Source organism: Serpentinimonas raichei (assembly GCF_000828895.1).
Classification (GTDB): domain Bacteria; phylum Pseudomonadota; class Gammaproteobacteria; order Burkholderiales; family Burkholderiaceae_C; genus Serpentinimonas; species Serpentinimonas raichei.
This window is the reverse complement of the sequence record NZ_AP014568.1, coordinates 104,851-122,618: the sequence shown is the minus strand read 5'-3', so window position 1 is coordinate 122,618 and position 17,768 is coordinate 104,851. Positions and strand designations below refer to the sequence as shown.

General features: G+C 66.7%; 17 protein-coding genes. 9 read left to right on the top strand and 8 right to left on the bottom strand.

Annotated features, from left to right (window positions below; translation table 11 throughout):
* Positions 1-3: 3 nt before the first annotated feature.
* Together coaE and zapD are read left to right on the top strand one after the other, a co-directional pair.
* Complete coding sequence (gene coaE, locus SRAA_RS00600) at positions 4-642, top strand: dephospho-CoA kinase (RefSeq protein WP_045530312.1); 639 nt, start codon at positions 4-6, stop codon at positions 640-642.
* A 7-nt stretch (positions 643-649) separates the two neighbouring features.
* A complete protein-coding gene (gene zapD, locus SRAA_RS00595; RefSeq protein WP_045530310.1) occupies positions 650-1,405 on the top strand; it encodes a cell division protein ZapD in 756 nt (251 codons plus the stop codon).
* On the opposite strand, the gene SRAA_RS00590 is transcribed toward zapD, so the two are convergent.
* From SRAA_RS00590 to SRAA_RS00570, 5 genes are all read right to left on the bottom strand, one after another.
* Positions 1,370-1,852 (bottom strand): (deoxy)nucleoside triphosphate pyrophosphohydrolase, encoded by a 483-nt coding sequence (locus SRAA_RS00590; protein WP_045530308.1) that lies wholly within the window; start codon positions 1,850-1,852, stop codon positions 1,370-1,372. The two genes, zapD and SRAA_RS00590, sit on opposite strands and share 36 nt — an antisense overlap.
* Complete coding sequence (locus SRAA_RS00585) at positions 1,849-2,763, bottom strand: ATP-binding protein (protein ID WP_045530307.1); 915 nt, start codon at positions 2,761-2,763, stop codon at positions 1,849-1,851. The genes SRAA_RS00590 and SRAA_RS00585 overlap by 4 nt, the downstream gene beginning before the upstream one ends.
* Positions 2,764-2,781: 18 nt before the next feature.
* Positions 2,782-4,011: a bifunctional glutamate N-acetyltransferase/amino-acid acetyltransferase ArgJ gene (gene argJ / locus SRAA_RS00580; protein ID WP_045530305.1), complete on the bottom strand. Its 1,230-nt coding sequence runs from the start codon at positions 4,009-4,011 to the stop codon at positions 2,782-2,784.
* A gap of 21 nt (positions 4,012-4,032) precedes the next feature.
* Positions 4,033-6,795: a preprotein translocase subunit SecA gene (gene secA / locus SRAA_RS00575; RefSeq protein ID WP_045530303.1), complete on the bottom strand. Its 2,763-nt coding sequence runs from the start codon at positions 6,793-6,795 to the stop codon at positions 4,033-4,035.
* 186 nt (positions 6,796-6,981) lie between these two features.
* The gene (locus tag SRAA_RS00570; protein WP_082039820.1) at positions 6,982-8,649 is read right to left on the bottom strand and encodes a methyl-accepting chemotaxis protein; all 1,668 of its coding nucleotides are present in this window, start codon (positions 8,647-8,649) and stop codon (positions 6,982-6,984) included.
* A gap of 312 nt (positions 8,650-8,961) precedes the next feature.
* Here SRAA_RS00570 and SRAA_RS00565 point away from each other — a divergent pair, with 312 nt between their 5' ends.
* Positions 8,962-9,189, top strand: coding sequence for an addiction module protein (locus tag SRAA_RS00565; protein ID WP_045530301.1), 228 nt, complete (start codon positions 8,962-8,964; stop codon positions 9,187-9,189).
* A gap of 113 nt (positions 9,190-9,302) precedes the next feature.
* On the opposite strand, the gene SRAA_RS00560 is transcribed toward SRAA_RS00565, so the two are convergent.
* Together SRAA_RS00560 and glmS are read right to left on the bottom strand one after the other, a co-directional pair.
* Positions 9,303-10,877: a methyl-accepting chemotaxis protein gene (locus SRAA_RS00560; protein ID WP_045530297.1), complete on the bottom strand. Its 1,575-nt coding sequence runs from the start codon at positions 10,875-10,877 to the stop codon at positions 9,303-9,305.
* Between the two features lie 249 nt (positions 10,878-11,126).
* The gene (gene glmS / locus SRAA_RS00555; protein ID WP_045530295.1) at positions 11,127-13,040 is read right to left on the bottom strand and encodes a glutamine--fructose-6-phosphate transaminase (isomerizing); all 1,914 of its coding nucleotides are present in this window, start codon (positions 13,038-13,040) and stop codon (positions 11,127-11,129) included.
* Positions 13,041-13,205: 165 nt separating this feature from the next.
* On the opposite strand from glmS, the gene SRAA_RS00550 reads away from it, so the two are divergent.
* The 3 genes from SRAA_RS00550 to SRAA_RS00540 are packed head-to-tail and all read left to right on the top strand — an operon-like array spanning position 13,206 to position 14,598.
* Positions 13,206-13,664, top strand: a complete 459-nt coding sequence (locus SRAA_RS00550; protein WP_045530293.1) for an SH3 domain-containing protein — start codon at positions 13,206-13,208, stop codon at positions 13,662-13,664.
* A gap of 3 nt (positions 13,665-13,667) precedes the next feature.
* Positions 13,668-13,895, top strand: a complete 228-nt coding sequence (locus SRAA_RS00545) for a hypothetical protein (RefSeq protein ID WP_045530292.1) — start codon at positions 13,668-13,670, stop codon at positions 13,893-13,895.
* Complete coding sequence (locus SRAA_RS00540; RefSeq protein ID WP_045530288.1) at positions 13,867-14,598, top strand: nucleotidyl transferase AbiEii/AbiGii toxin family protein; 732 nt, start codon at positions 13,867-13,869, stop codon at positions 14,596-14,598. The genes SRAA_RS00545 and SRAA_RS00540 overlap by 29 nt, the downstream gene beginning before the upstream one ends.
* Positions 14,599-14,626: 28 nt before the next feature.
* Here the strand turns inward: SRAA_RS00540 and glmU are convergent, their stop codons facing one another.
* Entirely contained in the window at positions 14,627-16,030 is a 1,404-nt protein-coding gene (glmU, locus tag SRAA_RS00535; protein ID WP_045530286.1) for a bifunctional UDP-N-acetylglucosamine diphosphorylase/glucosamine-1-phosphate N-acetyltransferase GlmU, read from the bottom strand.
* A gap of 147 nt (positions 16,031-16,177) precedes the next feature.
* On the opposite strand from glmU, the gene purU reads away from it, so the two are divergent.
* From purU to SRAA_RS00520, 3 genes are read left to right on the top strand one after another with little or no spacing between them, the layout of a single operon-like run.
* Entirely contained in the window at positions 16,178-17,026 is an 849-nt protein-coding gene (gene purU / locus SRAA_RS00530; protein ID WP_045530283.1) for a formyltetrahydrofolate deformylase, read from the top strand.
* Between the two features lie 40 nt (positions 17,027-17,066).
* Positions 17,067-17,321, top strand: a complete 255-nt coding sequence (locus SRAA_RS00525) for a type II toxin-antitoxin system Phd/YefM family antitoxin (RefSeq protein ID WP_045530281.1) — start codon at positions 17,067-17,069, stop codon at positions 17,319-17,321.
* A gap of 9 nt (positions 17,322-17,330) precedes the next feature.
* Positions 17,331-17,756 carry a type II toxin-antitoxin system VapC family toxin gene (locus tag SRAA_RS00520; RefSeq protein ID WP_045530279.1) on the top strand — a complete coding sequence of 142 codons (426 nt, stop codon included), beginning with the start codon at positions 17,331-17,333 and terminating at the stop codon, positions 17,754-17,756.
* Positions 17,757-17,768: the final 12 nt, after the last annotated feature.

Here is a 17,768-nt window from a genome sequence, read left to right as displayed (position 1 = left end):
CCCATGCGCGCCCACCCTCAGCTTCCCTGGCGCATCGGCCTGACCGGCGGCATCGGCAGCGGCAAGAGCACGGTGGTGGCCATGCTGCAGGCGCTGGGCGCGCCGGTGCTCGACGCCGACGCGCTGGCGCGTGCCTGCACCGCCCCCGGTGGGGCCGCCATCGAGCCCATCCGCGCCACCTTTGGCCCGGCCTTCATCGGGCCCGATGGGGCGCTGGATCGGGACCAGATGCGCGCGCTGGTCTTTGCCCAGCCGGCGGCGCGCCAGCGGCTGGAAGCCATCGTGCACCCGCTGGTGCGCGCCGCCATCGAGCAGGCTTGCGCGCAGATTCGGCAGCAGGGCCGCAGCGACTGCGTGGTACTCGACCTGCCCTTGCTGGCCGAATCCCCGCACTGGCGCGAGCAGGTGGATGCGGTGTGGGTGGTCGATTGCACGCCCGAAACCCAAACCGCGCGCGTGTTGCAGCGCAACGGCTGGCCGCTGGCGCAGGTGCAGGCGGTGCTGGCGGCGCAAGCCAGCCGGGCCGAGCGGCTGGCGCTGGCCGATGTGGTGCTAGACAACGACGCCCCCACCACCCTGGCGCAATTGCAAGCCCAAGTGCAGCGCGCTTACGCCGAGCAACGGCATCAATTCGGGCTATGATCGAAGCGTGATCCTCTACGAGTACCCGTTCAACGAACGCATCCGCACCTACTTGCGGCTGGAGCGTTTGGCCGACCGGCTGGGCCAGCTCGGCGCACAGAGTTCGGCGCTGTCGCATCATTTTGCCCTGCACACCCTGTTCGAGCTGCTCGAAGTCGGCGCGCGCTCCGACTTGAAAACCGAAATCCTCAAGGATCTGGAGCGCCTCAAGCAGCAGTACCTCGGCTATCGGGGCAATCCGGCCATCTCCGAGGTGGCACTGGAAGCGTTCATCGCCCGGCTCGAGGCCCAGTACGCCGCCTTGCAAGAGTGCGGCAAGATCGGCCAGTCGCTGGCCGACAACGAATGGCTGGCGGCCCTGCGCAGCCGCATTGCCATTCCGGGGGGCACCTGCGAGTTCGACTTGCCTGCTTACCACGACTGGCAGCACCGCAGCCCCGAGCAGCGCCAGTTGGAACTGCAAGGCTGGGCGCAGACGCTGGCACCGCTGCTCGATCCGGTGCAGGTGCTGCTGAGCGTGCTGCGCGAAACGGCGCACCCGCAAAAGGTGATGGCCATCGACGGCCAGTTCCAGCAAAACCTGGCCCAAGGCAAAACCTACCAGTTGCTGCGGCTGTGGATCGACCCGGCGCTGCAACTGGTGCCCGAGATCAGCGGCAACCGGATGTTTTTTGCGGTGCGCCTGTTGCAGTCTGGCAGCAGCGGCAAGCCGCAACTGGCCAGCTTGTCAGAAACCGAGCTCGAATTTACGCTCTGCGCCTGAGGGCGCTGGTTGCAACCACTGCAACAGCGGCACCGAGCCCGGCAACAACGGCGCCACCTGCACCGGCCAAGTCTGCCAGGCGTGCTGCTGCCCTTCGCGCATTTGCAGCGGGCCGTCCCAGTCGCTGACCAAGCCCACCTGCAGCCGCACCAGGCCGTGCGGATAGTCCACCCGCAGCTCGCGCCACGGCTGCACGCCGCCGATGCGCAAGCCCAGCTCCTCGTGCAGCTCGCGCTGCAGCGCCTGCGCGGCGCTCTCACCCGCCTCGATCTTGCCGCCGGGGAACTCCCAGTAACCCGCATAGACCTTGCCCGGCGGGCGGCTGGTGAGCAAAAAACGCCCTTGGGCGTCGAACACCACGCCCACCGCCACCTCGATCAGGCGCTGGCCGTGCCCCGGCGCGCGCGGCTGCGTGGCGTCCACCACCAGCAGCGGGGGCGTGCTCATGGATGGAATGAGGGTGGGGCTGCGCCAGATTCCGCCACCGCGCTGGCCGGGTGGTTGCCGGCGTAGTCGCGCGCAAACTGGTGCGCCACCCGGCCGCTGCGCGAACCGCGCTCGAGCGCCCACACCAGCGCCTGCCCGCGCGCGGCCTCGATCGCCGCCTCGGGCACGCCAAAATGCCCCAGCCACTGGCGCACCACGGTCAGGTATTCGTCCTGGCTGAAGGGGTAAAAGCTGATCCAGAGCCCGAAGCGCTCCGAGAGCGAGATTTTTTCTTCCACCGCTTCGCCGGGGTGCAGTTCGCCGTCTTCGTCGCGTTGGTGGCTGAGGTTGTCGCGCTGGTATTCGGGCAGCAGGTGGCGCCGGTTGCTGGTGGCATAAATCAGCACATTGGGGCTGCTGGCGGCCACCGATCCGTCCAGCATCGACTTGAGCGCCTTGTAGCCGGGCTCGCCGTCTTCGAAGCTGAGGTCGTCGCAAAAAACGATGAAGCGCTCGGGGCGCTCGGCCACCAGCGCCACGATGTCGGGCAAGTCGGTCAGGTCGGTCTTGTCCACTTCGATCAGGCGCAGCCCCTGCGGCGCCAAGGCGTGCAGGCAGGCGCGGATGAGCGAGCTTTTGCCGGTGCCGCGCGCCCCGGTGAGCAGCACGTTGTTGGCCGGCAGCCCCTGCACGAAATGCGCCGTGTTGCGCACCAGGCGCTCTTTTTGTGGTTCGATTTCTTGCAAGTCGGACAGCGCCATGGCCCCGATGTGGCGCACCGGCTCCAGCAGCCCGTGACCGCCGCGTTTGCGGTAGCGCCAAGCCAGCGCCGCGCCCCAATCGGGCGCGCTCAGGGGCTGCGGCAGCACCGCTTCGATGCGCGCCAGCAGGGTTTCGGCGCGCTGCAGCAGGCGTTCAAAGGCTTCGTTCATGCGGAGGCGGCGCGCGTTTTAGGAGCGGTAATCGGCGTTGATGCTCACGTACTCGTGGCTCAGGTCGCAAGTCCAGACCGTCTCGGCCGCCGCGCCGCGGCCCAGCCCGACGCGGATGGTGATCTCGCTCTGGCGCAGCACGCGCGCGCCCGCTTGCTCGGTGTAGCCGGGGTGGCGCCCGCCCTGCGTGACCACGTGCACGTCGTCGAGGTGCAGCTCGATCTGGTTTTGGTCCAGGTCGGCAATGCCGGCGTAGCCCACTGCCGCCAGAATGCGGCCCAGGTTCGGGTCGCTGGCGTAGAAGGCGGTTTTGACCAGCGGCGAGTGCGCAATCGCATACGCCACTTGCAGGCATTCGGCGGCATCGCGCCCGCCCTCCACGCGCACGGTGATGAACTTGGTCGCGCCCTCGCCGTCGCGCACGATGGCGTGCGCCAGCGTCTGCGCCAGCTCGGTCAGGGCCGCCAGCAGCAGCAGGCCGTCGGGGCTGGCCAGGTCAGTGATCTCGGGGTGTGCTGCCTGCCCGGTGGCGATCAGGATGAAGGAGTCGTTGGTGGAGGTGTCGCCGTCGATGGTGATGCGGTTAAACGACACCTCGGCCAGCCGCAGCGCCAGCTCGGGCAGCAGCGCCGGCTGGATGCGCGCGTCGGTGGCGACAAAGCCGAGCATGGTCGCCATGTTGGGGCGGATCATGCCCGCGCCCTTGGCCATGCCAGACAGGGTCACGGTCTGGCCGCCGATCTGCAACTGGCGGCTGGCGGCCTTGGCCACGGTGTCGGTGGTCATGATGCCTTCGGCGGCGCGCAGCCAGTGCGCGGGCTGGGCGTCGGCCAGCGCGGCATCGAGCCCGTCGATCACGCGCTGCACCGGCAGCGGCTCCATGATCACGCCGGTGGAAAAAGGCAGCACCTGCTGCGCCTGCAAGCCCAGCCGCTGGGCCAGCGCGGCGCAGGTCTGGCGCGCGTGCGCCAGGCCGCTCTCACCGGTGCCGGCGTTGGCGCAGCCGGTGTTGATGAGCAGCGCACGGATGGCAGCCCCCGCCTCTAGGTGCTCGCGGCACACCTGCACCGGCGCGGCGCAATAGCGGTTGCGCGTGAACACCCCGGCCACGGCGCTGCCGGGTTCGAGCAGTAGCACGGTCAGGTCTTTGCGGTTGGGCTTGCGCACCCCGGCTTCGGCCACGCCGATGCGCACGCCGGGCACCGGGTGCAGGCTGGCGGCATCAGGGGCGGTCCAGTTCACAGGCATGGCGGTGTCTTTCAGTTGCGGTCAGGCCAGCTTGCCGTGGCAGTGCTTGTATTTTTTGCCGCTGCCGCAGGGGCAGGGGTCGTTGCGGCCCACGCGCGGCAGCGCATCGGCCGGGGTGGCGCGGCCACCCAGCAGGCCGCGGTCGGCCACGGTTTCGGCTTCGCCGGTTTCGTTCGGGGCGGTGTAGGTGACGTTGCTAAAGTTCTCGGCGGCGGCTTCGAGCTGCTGCGCGGCCGCACTCACCTGCTCCGGCGTCTGCACCTTCACGTTCATCAAAATGCGCGTGACTTCGCCGCGCACCTGATCCAGCAGCAGCGAGAACAACTGGAACGCCTCGCGCTTGTATTCCTGCTTGGGCTGCTTTTGCGCGTAGCCGCGCAGGTGGATGCCCTTGCGCAGGTAGTCGAGCGCGCTCAGGTGGTCGCGCCAGTGGCTGTCGAGGTTTTGCAGCAGCACCACGCGCTCGAAGGCGGCAAAACTGCCCGGGGTGGCCAGCTGCACCTTGGCCTCGTAGTGGGCGTGCGCGGCTTGCAGCACCTTCTCCACCACATCGGCGTCGTCCATCTCGCTGGCCGCGTGCACCTCTTGCACCAGCGGCAAGTGCAAGCCCCATTCGTCGGCCAAGGTTTTTTCTAGGCCCGGCAAGTCCCACTGCTCTTCCACGCTCTGGGCCGGCACAAACTGGCGCACCACGTGCTCGAGCGCGCCGCTACGCAGGTTGCGGATCTGTGGCCCCACCTCTTGCGTGTCGATGAACTCGTTTCGCTGCTGATAGACCACGCGGCGCTGGTCGTTGGCCACGTCGTCGTACTCGAGCAGCTGCTTGCGGATGTCAAAGTTGCGCGCCTCGACCTTGCGCTGCGCGTTCTCGATCGAGCGCGTCACCATGCGGTGCTCGATCGCCTCGCCCTCGGGCATATTGAAGCGCTCCATGATGGCGCGCACCTTGTCGCCGGCAAAGATGCGCATCAGCGAGTCGTCGAGACTGAGGTAGAAGCGGCTCGAACCCGGGTCGCCCTGGCGCCCGGCGCGGCCGCGCAGCTGGTTGTCGATGCGCCGGCTCTCGTGCCTTTCGGTGGCGATGATGCGCAAGCCCCCGAGCGCCTTGACGCGCTCGTGGTCGGCCTGCCACTGGGCGCGCACGGCGGCGATCTTGCTCGCCCGCGCCGCTTCGTCAAGCGCCGGGTCGGCCTCGATGGCGGCGCACATTTTTTCTAGGTTGCCGCCGAGCACGATGTCGGTGCCGCGCCCGGCCATGTTGGTGGCGATGGTGATGGCCCCGGGCCGGCCGGCTTGGGCGATGATGTCGGCCTCGCGCTCGTGCTGTTTGGCGTTGAGCACCTCAAATGGCAGCTGGGCTTTTTTGAGCAGATCGGCGATGATCTCGGAGTTTTCGATCGACGAGGTGCCCACCAGCACCGGCTGGCCGCGCTCGTGGCACTCGCGGATGTCGGCGATGGCGGCGACGTATTTTTCGGGCGTGGTTTTGTACACGCGATCGAGCTCGTCTTTGCGCTGGCTGGGCCGGTTGGGCGGCACCACCACGGTTTCCAGACCGTAGATTTCTTGGAACTCGAAGGCTTCGGTGTCGGCGGTGCCGGTCATGCCCGAGAGCTTGGCGTAGAGCCTGAAGTAGTTTTGAAAGGTGATCGAGGCCAGGGTCTGGTTCTCGGGCTGGATGCGCACGCCCTCTTTGGCCTCCACCGCTTGGTGCAGGCCCTCGCTCCAGCGCCGCCCGACCATCAGGCGGCCGGTGAATTCATCGACGATGATGATCTCGCCGTTTTGCACCACGTACTGCTGGTCGCGGTGGTACAGGTGCTGCGCCTTGAGCGCCGTCACCAGGTGGTGCATGAGCGCGATGTTGGCCGGGTCGTAGAGCGAAGCGCCCTCGGGCAGCAGGCCGGCTTGGGCCAGCAGCGCTTCGGCTTTTTCGTGCCCGCTTTCGGTCAGGTTGACGGTCTGGGCCTTTTCATCGACCAAAAAATCGCCCGGCTTGGTCACGCCCTCGCCGGTGCGCATGTCTTCTTCGCCCTCTTGGCGCTCGAGGTGCGGCACCAGCTTGTTGATGGCGATGTATTCGTCGGTGTGGTCTTCGGCTTGGCCGCTGATGATCAGCGGCGTGCGCGCCTCGTCGATCAGAATCGAATCGACCTCATCGACGATGGCGTAATACAGCCCGCGCTGCACCCGGTCGCGGGCCTCATAGACCATGTTGTCGCGCAGGTAGTCAAAGCCGTATTCGTTGTTGGTGCCGTAGGTGATGTCGGCGGCGTAGGCGGCCTGCTTTTGCTCGCGCGTGGTCTGCGAGCGGTTGACCCCGACCGAGAGCCCAAGCCAGTTGTAGATGCGGCCCATCCACTCGGCGTCGCGCCCAGCCAGGTAGTCGTTGACCGTGACCACGTGCACGCCTTGGCCGGCCAAGGCGTTGAGATAGACCGCCAGCGTCGAGGTCAGGGTTTTACCCTCACCGGTGCGCATTTCGGCGATCTTTCCGCTGTGCAGCGCCATGCCGCCTATCAGCTGCACGTCGAAGTGGCGCATTTTGAGCACGCGCTTGCTGGCCTCGCGCACGGTGGCAAAGGCCTCGGGCAGCAGCGCATCCAGCGTCTCGCCCTGCGCCAGCCGCTGTTTGAATTCGGCCGTCTTGGCTTGCACTTGGGCATCGCTCAGGCGCTCGAACTCGGTCTCGAGGGCGTTGATGCGGGCCACCGTCTTGCGGTGGGTTTTGAGCAGGCGCTCGTTGCGGTTGCCAAAGAGCTGGGTCAGGAATTGAAGAGGCATGGCAAAAAGCTGGTCTCGCGTCCGGCGGCGCAAGCGGTTCAATAAAGCGGCCGACCGGGCCGGGCTGGGTGCGCGCACGCCGTGCGAGCGCACCAAACATGCATTTTAGCCCCCGTCCACCCAGCCCGCCCAAAGCCTGCGCTGCCCAGAGCCCGCGCTGCGTCGCACTGCGTCTGGTGCCGTGGCTCAGGCCGCCTTGGCCGCCAGCCGCAGGGGTGCCTTGGCTGTGGACTGGGTGCGTTGGGGCTGCGCTGCCCGTGCGCTTGGGGCCTGCTCTGCATCGGCTCGGTACACCGCCAAAGCCTCGCCTAGGCGCAGCGCTTGGCCATGCAGGCTCTCAGCAGCGGCGGCGCCTTCTTCGACCAAGGCCGCGTTTTGCTGCGTCGATTGGTCCAACTGCGCCACCGCCTGCCCGATCTGCGCCACCCCTTCGGCTTGCTCGACGCTGGCGTTGTTGATCTCGTTGATAAGCACGGCCACGCGCTGCACTTGGTCCACGATGTCTTGGATGCTCTGGCGCGCCTGTTCGACTTGGCGCGCACCCGATTCCACGCGCTCGACGCTGGCGCCGATCAGCCCCTTGATCTCGCGCGCCGCTTCGGCGCTGCGCCCGGCCAAGCTGCGCACCTCGGAGGCCACCACCGCAAAGCCGCGCCCGGCCTCACCGGCCAGCGCCGCCTCGACCGCCGCGTTGAGCGCCAAGATGTTGGTCTGGAACGCAATGCCGTCGATGACGCCGATGATGTCGGCGATTTTGCGTGAGCTCTGGGTGATGCCGTCCATGGTCTGCGTGACCTGCTGCACCACCGTGCCGCCGCGGGTGGCCGATTGGCTGGCGGCTTGCGCCAGCGCGGTGGCCTCGGTGGCGGTGGCGGCGTTTTGCTTCACGGTGGCGGTGATCTGCTCCATCGAGGCCGCCGTTTCTTCGACGCTGGCCGCCGTCTGCTCGGTGCGCGCCGACAGGTCGTGGTTGCCTTGGGCGATCTGCTCGCTGGTCGAGCTCAGACCCCCAACTTGCACCCCGACGTCATCGACCAGCGCGCGCAAGTTGAGCCCGGCTTGGTTGAGCGAGCGCGCGATCATGCCGATTTCATCGACCCGGTTCAGGCCCGGCGTTTCGCGCAGGTTGCCGGCGGCCACGTCTTGCGCCTGCGCCGCCAACTGGCGCAAGGGTGCAGCGATCTGGCGCTGCAAAGCCACCGTGCCCGCACCCAGCGCCAGCGTCTGCAACACAGCCAACAGCGCCACCGCCTGCCAAGGGCTTGCGAACACAGCCGGCGCCAGCCACGCCGCACCCAGCAGCGCCAAGATGCCGATCAGCCACATGAGGCCCAGCCCCAAAAACACGCGCCCACCCACCGACAGGGTTTGCCTCAGGTACGACCACGGCGCCAGCAGCCCGGTGCGCACCAGCAAACCTTGGTGGATGGTTTTGCCCCTGAGTCGGCCCGCGCGCATCTGGGCGTAAAGCGCCTCGGCCTGCTCGATTTCGGCACGCGCCGGCTTGGTGCGCACCGACACGTAGCCGGTGAGCTGGCCGTTGCGCAGCATCGGGGTGGCGTTGGCGCGCACCCAGTAGTGGTCGCCGTTTTTGCGCCGGTTTTTTACCAACGCGGTCCAGCTCTTGCCCGCTTTGAGCGTGGCCCACATATCGGCAAAGGCGGCCGGCGGCATGTCGGGGTGGCGCACCAGGTTGTGCGGCTGGCCCATGAGCTCGTCGTGGCTGTAGCCACTGGTGGCGATGAAGGCGGCGTTGCAGTAGGTGATGCGGCTGTCCACGTCGGTGGTGGACATCAGGGTGGCGTCGTCTGGGTAGTCGTATTCCTGCTGGGTCACGGGCTGGTTGTTGCGCATGGTTCGGTCCTGTAGTTTAACGTTCCAGATTTCCCTCACACCAAAAAGCTCTGTCGCCACAGCCATCGTAGCAAGAAACCCTATAAAGCATACAGCAATAGATGTGCGTCAGCATGGCGTTATGGTCGGCTGCGCATAGGTGCGCTGCGACATGGCGGCTTTTTTGTTGTGCGCCTGCAACTGCGGCGCTGCGCGCGCGCAGTCGCCTCACTCCACCGTCACGCTTTTGGCCCGCACCCAAAAACCCAAACAGCATGGGATTTTGCTACCATGGCGCCACCAAACCACACTACCGCACCAGAGGTTGCTTCCATGAACGCTATCGAAATCGACTCCATGCCGGTGGCCCAAAAACTGCGTTTGATGGAGGCGCTGTGGGAGTCGCTGTCCCAAACCCTAGACGCCCCCGACAGCGAGGCCGCCCCGGATTGGCATGCGCAGGCCTTGCAGGAGGCTGAAACTGCGCTGCGCGCGGGCCGAGCCGAGTTCATCGACTGGCAAGCCGCCAAACAAATCTTGAGTGCGCGCAGCCGGGCATGACCATCCGCCTGCTGTCCTTGGCGCTCGATGACTTGGACGCTGGACGGCGCTTTTACGAACGCCAGCAAGCCGGCTGACAAGATGGGCAGATTGCGACTGACCAGCTTGGATGGTTACACCGTGGTTCTGCGCTGATATACCGCCAGCGCCTCACTCAGACGCAGCGCCTTGTGGTGCAGACTTTCGGCCGCATGCGCGCCTTCTTCGGCCCGGGCCGCGTTTTGCTGCGTCGATTGATCCAACTGCACCAACGCCTGCCCGATCTGCGCCACCCCTTCGGCTTGCTCGACGCTGGCGTTGTTGATCTCGTTGATGAGCACGGACACGCGTTGCACCTGATCGACGATGTCTTGGATGCTTTTGCGCGCCTGTTCGACTTGGCGCGCACCCGATTCCACGCGCTCGACGCTGGCGCCGATCAGCCCCTTGATCTCGCGCGCCGCTTCGGCGCTGCGCCCGGCCAGGCTGCGCACCTCGGAGGCCACCACGGCAAAGCCGCGCCCAGCCTCGCCGGCCCGCGCCGCCTCGACCGCGGCGTTGAGCGCCAAGATGTTGGTCTGAAAGGCAATGCCGTCGATGACGCCGATGATGTCGGCGATTTTGCGCGAGCTCTGAGAGATGCCGTCCATGGTCTGCGTGACCTGCTGCACCACCGCGCCGCCGTGGGTGGCCGAGGTACTGGCGGCTTGTGCCAGCGCAGCAGCCTCGGTGGCGGTGGCCGCGTTTTCCTTCACGGTAGCCGTAATCTGCTCCATCGAGGCTGCGGTTTGCTCTACGCTGGCGGCGGTCTGTTCCGTGCTCGAAATTGAATTGGCTATGTACTCACTGGTTGAGCTCAGGCCCCCGACCTGCACCCCGACGTCATCGACCAGCGCGCGCAAGTTGAGCCCGGCTTGGTTGAGCGAGCGCGCGATCATGCCGATTTCATCGACCCGGTCTAGGCCCGGCGTTTCGCGCAGGTTGCCCGACGCCACGTCTTGCGCCATCCGCGCCATATTTTGCAAGGGCCACGCGATCTGTTGCTGCAGCGACCAGTTGGTCAGCAGCATAACAACCAGATTGATCACCCCAAGCCCGATCAACACCTGCCACGAAGGGTTGAAAATCTGCGGCATCCATTGCGATAGCAGCTGTACCGCTGCCATAAAGATCAACCACATGCCCGCCAAACCCAGCCGGATGCGCCACGCCATGGACATGGTCTGGGTGATGAAAGACCACGGCGCCAGCAGCCCGGTGCGCAGCAGCAAGCCTTGGTGCAGCTTGAGCCCGCTCAGACGGCCCGCGCGCATTTGCGCGTAAAGCGCCTCGGCCTGCTCGATTTCGGCACGCGCCGGCTTGGTGCGCACCGACACGTAGCCGGTGAGCTGGCCGTTGCGCAGCATCGGGGTGGCGTTGGCGCGCACCCAGTAGTGGTCGCCGTTTTTGCGCCGGTTTTTTACCAACGCGGTCCAGCTCTTGCCCGCTTTGAGCGTGGCCCACATGTCGGCAAAAGCGGCCGGCGGCATATCGGGGTGGCGCACCAGGTTGTGCGGCTGGCCCATGAGCTCGTCGCGGCTGTAGCCACTGGTTTCAATGAAAGCGGCGTTGCAGTAGGTGATGCGGCCGTCCACGTCGGTGGTGGACATCAGGGTAGCGTCGTCGGGGTAGTCGTATTCCTGCTGGGTCACGGGCTGGTTGTTGCGCATGGTTTGCTTCTGTGGTTCCACTGTTGCGAATTCGATACACCCCGTGACCGTGTCCACACGGCCGCCGTTGCAAGGAACGCTGGAGGCTTATATTAATAACTACGCAACATTTTATCCGATATAAATGACCAAATAAACTGATTTAGATGCCTTAATAAAATGATTTATATGGCCGTCTAGACGGCCGCCACACCAAGGTGGCGTTTTTGTTGTTTAACCACAACAGCAGCGCGGCGCGCCCCCACCCCCTCACTCCACCGTCACGCTCTTGGCCAAGTTGCGCGGTTTGTCCACGTCGGTGCCGCGCGCTAGGGCGCAGTGGTAGGCCAACAGCTGCAGCGGCACCACGTGCAGAATCGGACTCAGGTGGCCGTAGTGCTCGGGCAGGCGGATCACGTGCAGGCCCTCGGCGCTGCGGATGTGGCTGTCGGCGTCGGCCAGCACGTAGAGCACACCGCCGCGTGCGCGCACCTCTTGCATATTGCTCTTGAGCTTTTCTAGCAGCGCGTCGTTGGGGGCCACCACCACCACCGGCATGGCGCTGGTGACCAGCGCCAGCGGGCCGTGCTTGAGCTCGCCGGCCGGGTAGGCCTCGGCGTGGATGTAGCTGATCTCCTTGAGCTTGAGCGCGCCCTCGAGCGCGATCGGGTAGTGCGGCCCGCGCCCCAAAAACAGCGCGTGCTCGTGCTGGGCAAAGGCCTCGGCCCACTGGATGAGCTGCGGCTCGAGCGCCAGCACCGCTTGCAGCGCCAGCGGCAGGTGCCGCATGTCCTTGAGCTGTTGCGCTTGCTGCGCCGCATTCAAGCGCCCGCGCGCCTGCGCCAAAGCCAGCGTGAGCAAAAACAGCCCCGCCAACTGGGTGCTAAAGGCCTTGGTGCTGGCCACACCGATCTCGACTCCGGCGCGCGTCAGGTAGGTGAGCGCGGTCTCGCGCACCAGGGCGCTGGTGGCCACGTTGCACAGCGCCAGCGTATGCCCCATCCCCAGGCTTTGGGCGTGGCGCAGCGCGGCCAAGGTGTCGGCGGTCTCGCCGCTCTGGCTGATCGCCACGACCAGCGTGCGCGGCTCGGGCACGCTGGTGCGGTAGCGGTATTCGCTCGCCACCTCGACCGCCGTCGGCAGGCCGGCCAGCTCTTCGAGCCAGTATTTGGCCACGCAGCCGCTGTAGTAGCTGGTGCCGCAGGCTAGGATCAGCACCCGGTCGATCTGCGCAAAAACCGCCGCCGCAGTGGCCGGCTGCTCGCCCAAGCCGTCGAACAAGTCGGGGGCTATGGCCTCCACGCCCTCGAGCGTGTCGGCGAGCGCGCGCGGCTGCTCAAAAATCTCTTTGTGCATGTAGTGCCGATAGGGCCCGAGCTCGGCCGCGCCGGTGTGCGCCTGCACCGTGCGCAGCGGGCGCTCGGCGGCAGCGAGCGGCTGGCCGCTGCGGTCAAAAATCCGATAGCGCCCCAACTGCAGATCGACCACATCGCCTTCGGCCAGATAGACGATCTGATCGGTCACGCCGGCCAGCGCCATGGCGTCGCTGGCGAGGTAGTGCGGCTGCTGCGGCTGCGTGGTGCCGCCCTCAGTCTCACCACCGCCCACCCCCAGCACCAGCGGCGAGCCGGCGCGCGCGCCCACCACACGCTGCGGCTCGGCGGCGTGCAGCACCGCAATCGCGTAGGCGCCGTGCAGCCGCGCCAGCGCCGCGCGCACGGCGGCCAGCAAGTCGCCCTGGTAGAGCGCATCGACCAGATGCACGATCACCTCGGTGTCGGTCTGGCTGGCAAAGGCGTAGCCCTGGGCCTGCAGCTCGGCGCGCAGTTCTTCGTGGTTTTCGATGATGCCGTTGTGCACCAGCGCGACCCGGGCTGGGCGCTGCGCGGCGGCATCCAGCGGGCCGGGGCCGTGGCTGAAGTGCGGGTGCGCGTTGTGCTCGGCCGGCGCGCCGTGGGTGGCCCAGCGCGTGTGGGCGATGCCGGTGCCAGCGCTCAAGCCATCGGCTTGCACCTGGGCGCGCAGTTCGGCCACACGCGCGGTGCTGCGGCTGCGCTGCAGGCCGCCCGCCGCGTGCAGCGCCACGCCGCACGAGTCGTAGCCGCGGTACTCCAGCCGCTGTAAACCCTGAACCAAATGCGGCAACACATTGCCACCCGAAACCGCTGCCACGATGCCACACATAGGGAATAACCTTGCTTGAGAATAGAATGGGAAATCGCGATGCTAACGGCAAATGCGGCGCGCAGCGCCCACATTGCAGCGCAAGCAGCGACCCGGGAACCCTAGGGCGCGCTTTGCAGTCCACCCAAGTCTTCACACCCATCTTTGTTTCAAGGAGTTTTACGCATGCCCTGGCTGGCCCACATCCGCCTTTTGTTTCTTGCCGCCGCCCTTGGGCTGGCCGCGCTGGCTCCGGCGTGGGCGCAAGACTTGGTGAGCGCGCGCAACCCGACCATCAACATGCGCGCCGCCCCCAGCGCCAACGCCGAAGTGCTCTGGCGCCTGTCGCAGGGCTACCCGCTGCAGGTGCTCGAGCGCCGTGGCGACTGGCTGCGCGTGCAAGACTTCGAAGGCGACCAAGGCTGGGTGGCGCGCCGCGTGGTGGGCGACACCCCGCACCACATCGTGCGCAGCCCGCGCGCCAACCTGCGCGCCGGCCCCGGCACCCAGCACCGCGTGGTGCACACCGCCGTCTATGGCGACATTTTGCGCACCGTGCGCCGCCAAGGCGACTGGGTGCAGGTGCAGCGCCCCGACGGCCGCGGCAACGCCTGGGTGGCCAGCGAGCTGCTCTGGGGCTGGTGAGCCATGCTGCACCGCCACCTCAACCACCAGCGCTACACCTTGGCCGCCATCGATGATGCCATTGCGCGTGGGCGCTGGGGCGACTGGGCCGAATTGCGGCAGGCGGCTTTATCCGATCCCGTCCTGCTGGACAAAATCGAACGGGTCTGCCAGGCCCGCACCGCCGACCCCTACGCCCAGCGCTACCACTTTTGGCGCCACTATGCCCAGCAGCACCGCGCCTCTGCCTGATTGGGAACTGGTGCTGTCGGCCGCAGCCCGGCTGCAACACCTGCTGCCCGAAGCGGTGCTGGTGGGGGGCACCGCAGCCGCCCTCCATGCCCAGCATCGCTTCTCGCGCGATGCCGGGCATGTATTGGGCGATCTGCGTCACCGTTTCGATGCCGTGCTGCAAGAATTGGAGTCGGTTGCGGGCTGGAAAACCGCTCGGGTGCAGCGCCCGGTGCAAATTTTGGGCAGCCTCGATGGCATCGAAACCGGTGTGCGCCAACTCATCCGCGAGCAGCCGCTCGAGACCACGGCACTCGACTACCACGGCCAACGCATCACCTTGCCGACCCCTGCCGAGATTTTGCGCATCAAAGGCTTGCTGATCCTCAAACGCAACGCCACCCGCGACTATCTCGATTTCGTGGCCTTGGCCGAGCACATGGGCGCTTCAAACGCAGCCCTTGCGCTGCAAGCCTTCGACCGACTCTATCCGCAGGCCAGCGGCGAGTCGGCGCTGCAACAACTGCAAGTCCAATTGGCTCACGCCCTGCCCTACGACCTAGAGCAAACCGAACTGGCCGAGTACAAAAACCTCGATCCGCGCTGGCACGATTGGCGCACCGTGCAAGCCCACTGCGTCCAATGCGCAACCCTCATTTTCGACCGCGTTTGTGAACTCGAAGCGGCACCCCAGCCAGCTTGCGCCCCGCCCTCTGCCCAATAGCTGCAGAGCCTCCCTGGCTGCACCCGCCTCAGCCCTTGCCCTTCTTGGGCCGCTGCCAGCCCGGCAGGCTGATCTGCTTGCCGCGCGCCACCGTGAGCGCGCCTGGCGGGGTGCTTTTGGTCAGGGTCGATCCGGCCCCTATGGTGCCGCCCGCGCCCAAGGTGATGGGCGCCACCAACACGCAGTTGCTGCCCACGTGCACGTCGGCTTCGATCACGCTGCGGTGCTTGGCCGCGCCATCGTAATTGGCGGTGATGCTGCCCGCGCCGTAGTTCACGCGCTCGCCCACCGTGGCATCGCCCAAGTAGGCTAAGTGATTGGCCTTGGCACCGGCGGCGAGGGTCGAGTTTTTGACTTCGACAAAGTTGCCGATGTGCACCTCGGGCCCGAGCCGGGTGCCGGGGCGCAGGCGGGCAAAAGGCCCCACTTGCGCACCAGCCCCCACCTGCACCGGGTCGCGCTGGCCGTCGATGTGGCTAAAGGGCAGAATCTGCGCCCCGGCTGCTATGCGGGCCTGGGCAATCACGCAGTTCGCCCCGATGCGCACCCCGTCGCCCAGGTGCACCTCGCCCTCGAACACGCAGTTGATGTCGATCTCCACATCTTGCCCGCAATGCAGGCGGCCGCGCACGTCCAGCCGCGCCGGGTCGGCTAGGCGCACGCCTTGGGCCATTAGGTGCTCGGCGTGGCGGCGCTGCAAGGCGCGTTCGAGCTCGGCCAGTTGCGCCGGGCTGTTCACGCCCGCCACCTGCAGCGCGTCGTCTATGCGGTGCGCCTGCACCGGGCAGCCCGCTGCGCGCGCGTGGCGCACCACGTCGGTCAGGTAGTACTCGCCTTGGGCATTGCGGTTGTCCAGTTGCGCCAGCCAGGGGCGCAGCAGCCGCGTCGGGGCGGCCATGATGCCGCTGTAGATTTCGTCTATGGCCAATTGCGCCGCGCTGGCGTCTTTGTGCTCGACGATGGCTTGCACGCTGCCGTCGGCGGCCCGTTCGATCCGGCCGTAGCCGCTCGGGTCGGGCAGGCGCAGCGTCAGCAGCGCCAGTTGCTGGCCCGCGCACAGCGCCAGCAGCGCGCGCAGCGTGGCGGCCTCGGTCAGGGGCACATCGCCCGAGAGCACCAGCGTCACCCCGTCGTCGGGCAACAGCGGCAGCGCCTGCTGCACCGCGTGGCCAGTGCCCAGTTGGGGCTGTTGGCGCACGCAGCGCAGCGCCAGCGGCAGCGCCGCGCCCCAGTCGGCCAGCGCCGCTTCCACCTGCTCGGCCTCGTGCCCGGTCACCACCACCGCTTGCCGCGCCTGCAGTTGCGCCGCCTGCTGCAGCACATGCGCCAGCAGGGGCTGGCCCCCGAGGCGCTGCAGCACCTTGGGCCAGCGGCTTTTCATGCGCGTGCCTTTGCCGGCAGCCAACACCACCACGTCGAGCGCAAAATCCATCCTCAAACTCCGTTGTCTGCAGCATGGGCGCTGCCTTGGGGGCCAATTATCCGCGCTCCGGTGGCATCAGCCGCTTCAGGAGCCACTTGCTGGTGCCACGCACCCGCGCAAGCAAGCCACCGCCCCCCGTTCAGCGACAATCGCCGCATGAATGCGACTTATGTGCTCACGCTCTCGTGCCCGGACAAACCCGGCATCGTCCATGCGGTCTCGGGTTTTTTGCTGCAACACGGCGGCAACATCGAAGAAGCGGCGCAGTTCAACGACCACGCCACCGGCTTGTTTTTCATGCGCGTGCAGTTCGTCTGCGAGTGCGTGAGCGAGCCCGAATTGCGCCAGCAGGTGCAGGCGCTGGCGCAGGCGCACCAGATGCGCTGGGGCTTGCACGCCTGGCACGAACCGATGCGCTGCGTGATCTTCGTCAGCCAGCAGGGCCATTGCCTAAATGACCTGCTGTTTCGCTGGAAATCGGGCCTGCTGCGGCTCGATATCCGCGCCATCGTCAGCAACCACCGCGATTTCTACCAGCTCGCCGCCAGCTACAACATCCCCTTCCAGCACCTGCCGCTGCGCCCCGGCCACAAGGCCGAGGTGGAGGCGCGCCAGCTCGAACTGATCGCGCAAGAGCAGGCCGAGCTGGTGGTGCTGGCGCGCTATATGCAAATCCTCTCGGACGGCATGTGCGAGCAACTGGCCGGGCGCGCCATCAACATCCACCACAGCTTTTTGCCCAGCTTCAAGGGCGCCAAACCCTACCACCAGGCGCACCAACGCGGCGTGAAGTTGATCGGGGCCACGGCGCATTACGTGACCGCCGCGCTCGACGAAGGCCCGATCATCGAGCAAGACGTGGCCCGGGTGGACCACAGCCTGAGCGTGGAAGACCTGGCCGCCAGCGGGCACGACACCGAATGCGCGGTGCTGGCGCGCGCCGTCAAGTGGCACAGCGAACACCGGGTGCTGCTCAACGGCCACAAGACCGTGGTGTTTCGCTGAGCTAAAATGGGTACGTTGCTACAAACCCCCGAGGTGTGCCATGACCGTCACCACCTTTTCCAGCCGCGAGTTCAACCAAGACGCCGGCAAGGCCAAGAAAGCGGCTTTGCAGGGCCCCGTTTTCATCACCGACCGCGGGCGGCCCGCGCACGTCCTGCTGTCGTTTGATGAATACAAAAAGCTCACGGGTGAGCGCAGCAAAATCGCCGATCTGCTCGCCATGCCCGGCCCCGAAGTGCCAGAGCTTGAGTTGCAGCCGCAGCGCGACCTGGCCCAAGCGGCGGCGTTCACCTGAGCGCAGCCCATGTATTTGCTCGACACGAATGTGCTGTCTGAATTGCGCAAAATCCGCCTCGGCAAGGCCGATGCGGGGGTGGCGGCTTGGGCCGACCGTGTCGATGCCGCCGACTTGTACCTGTCGGTGATTTCAGTGCAAGAGTTGGAAATTGGCGTGCTGCTGGCCGAACGCCGCGATGCCGCGCAAGGGGCCACGCTGCGGGCTTGGCTGAACACGCAAGTCTTGCCCGCTTTCAGTGGCCGCATTTTGGTCGTCGATGCCGCCGTGGCGCTGCGCAGCGCCCGGCTCCACGTGCCCGACTCCCGCCCCGTGCGCGACGGGCTCATCGCCGCCACCGCGCTGGTGCACGGCTTGGTGGTGGTCACCCGCAACCTGGCCGACTTCGAGCCCACCGGCGCCCAAACGCTCAACCCTTGGGCCTTGGCTTTATAAAAGGCGTCTGTC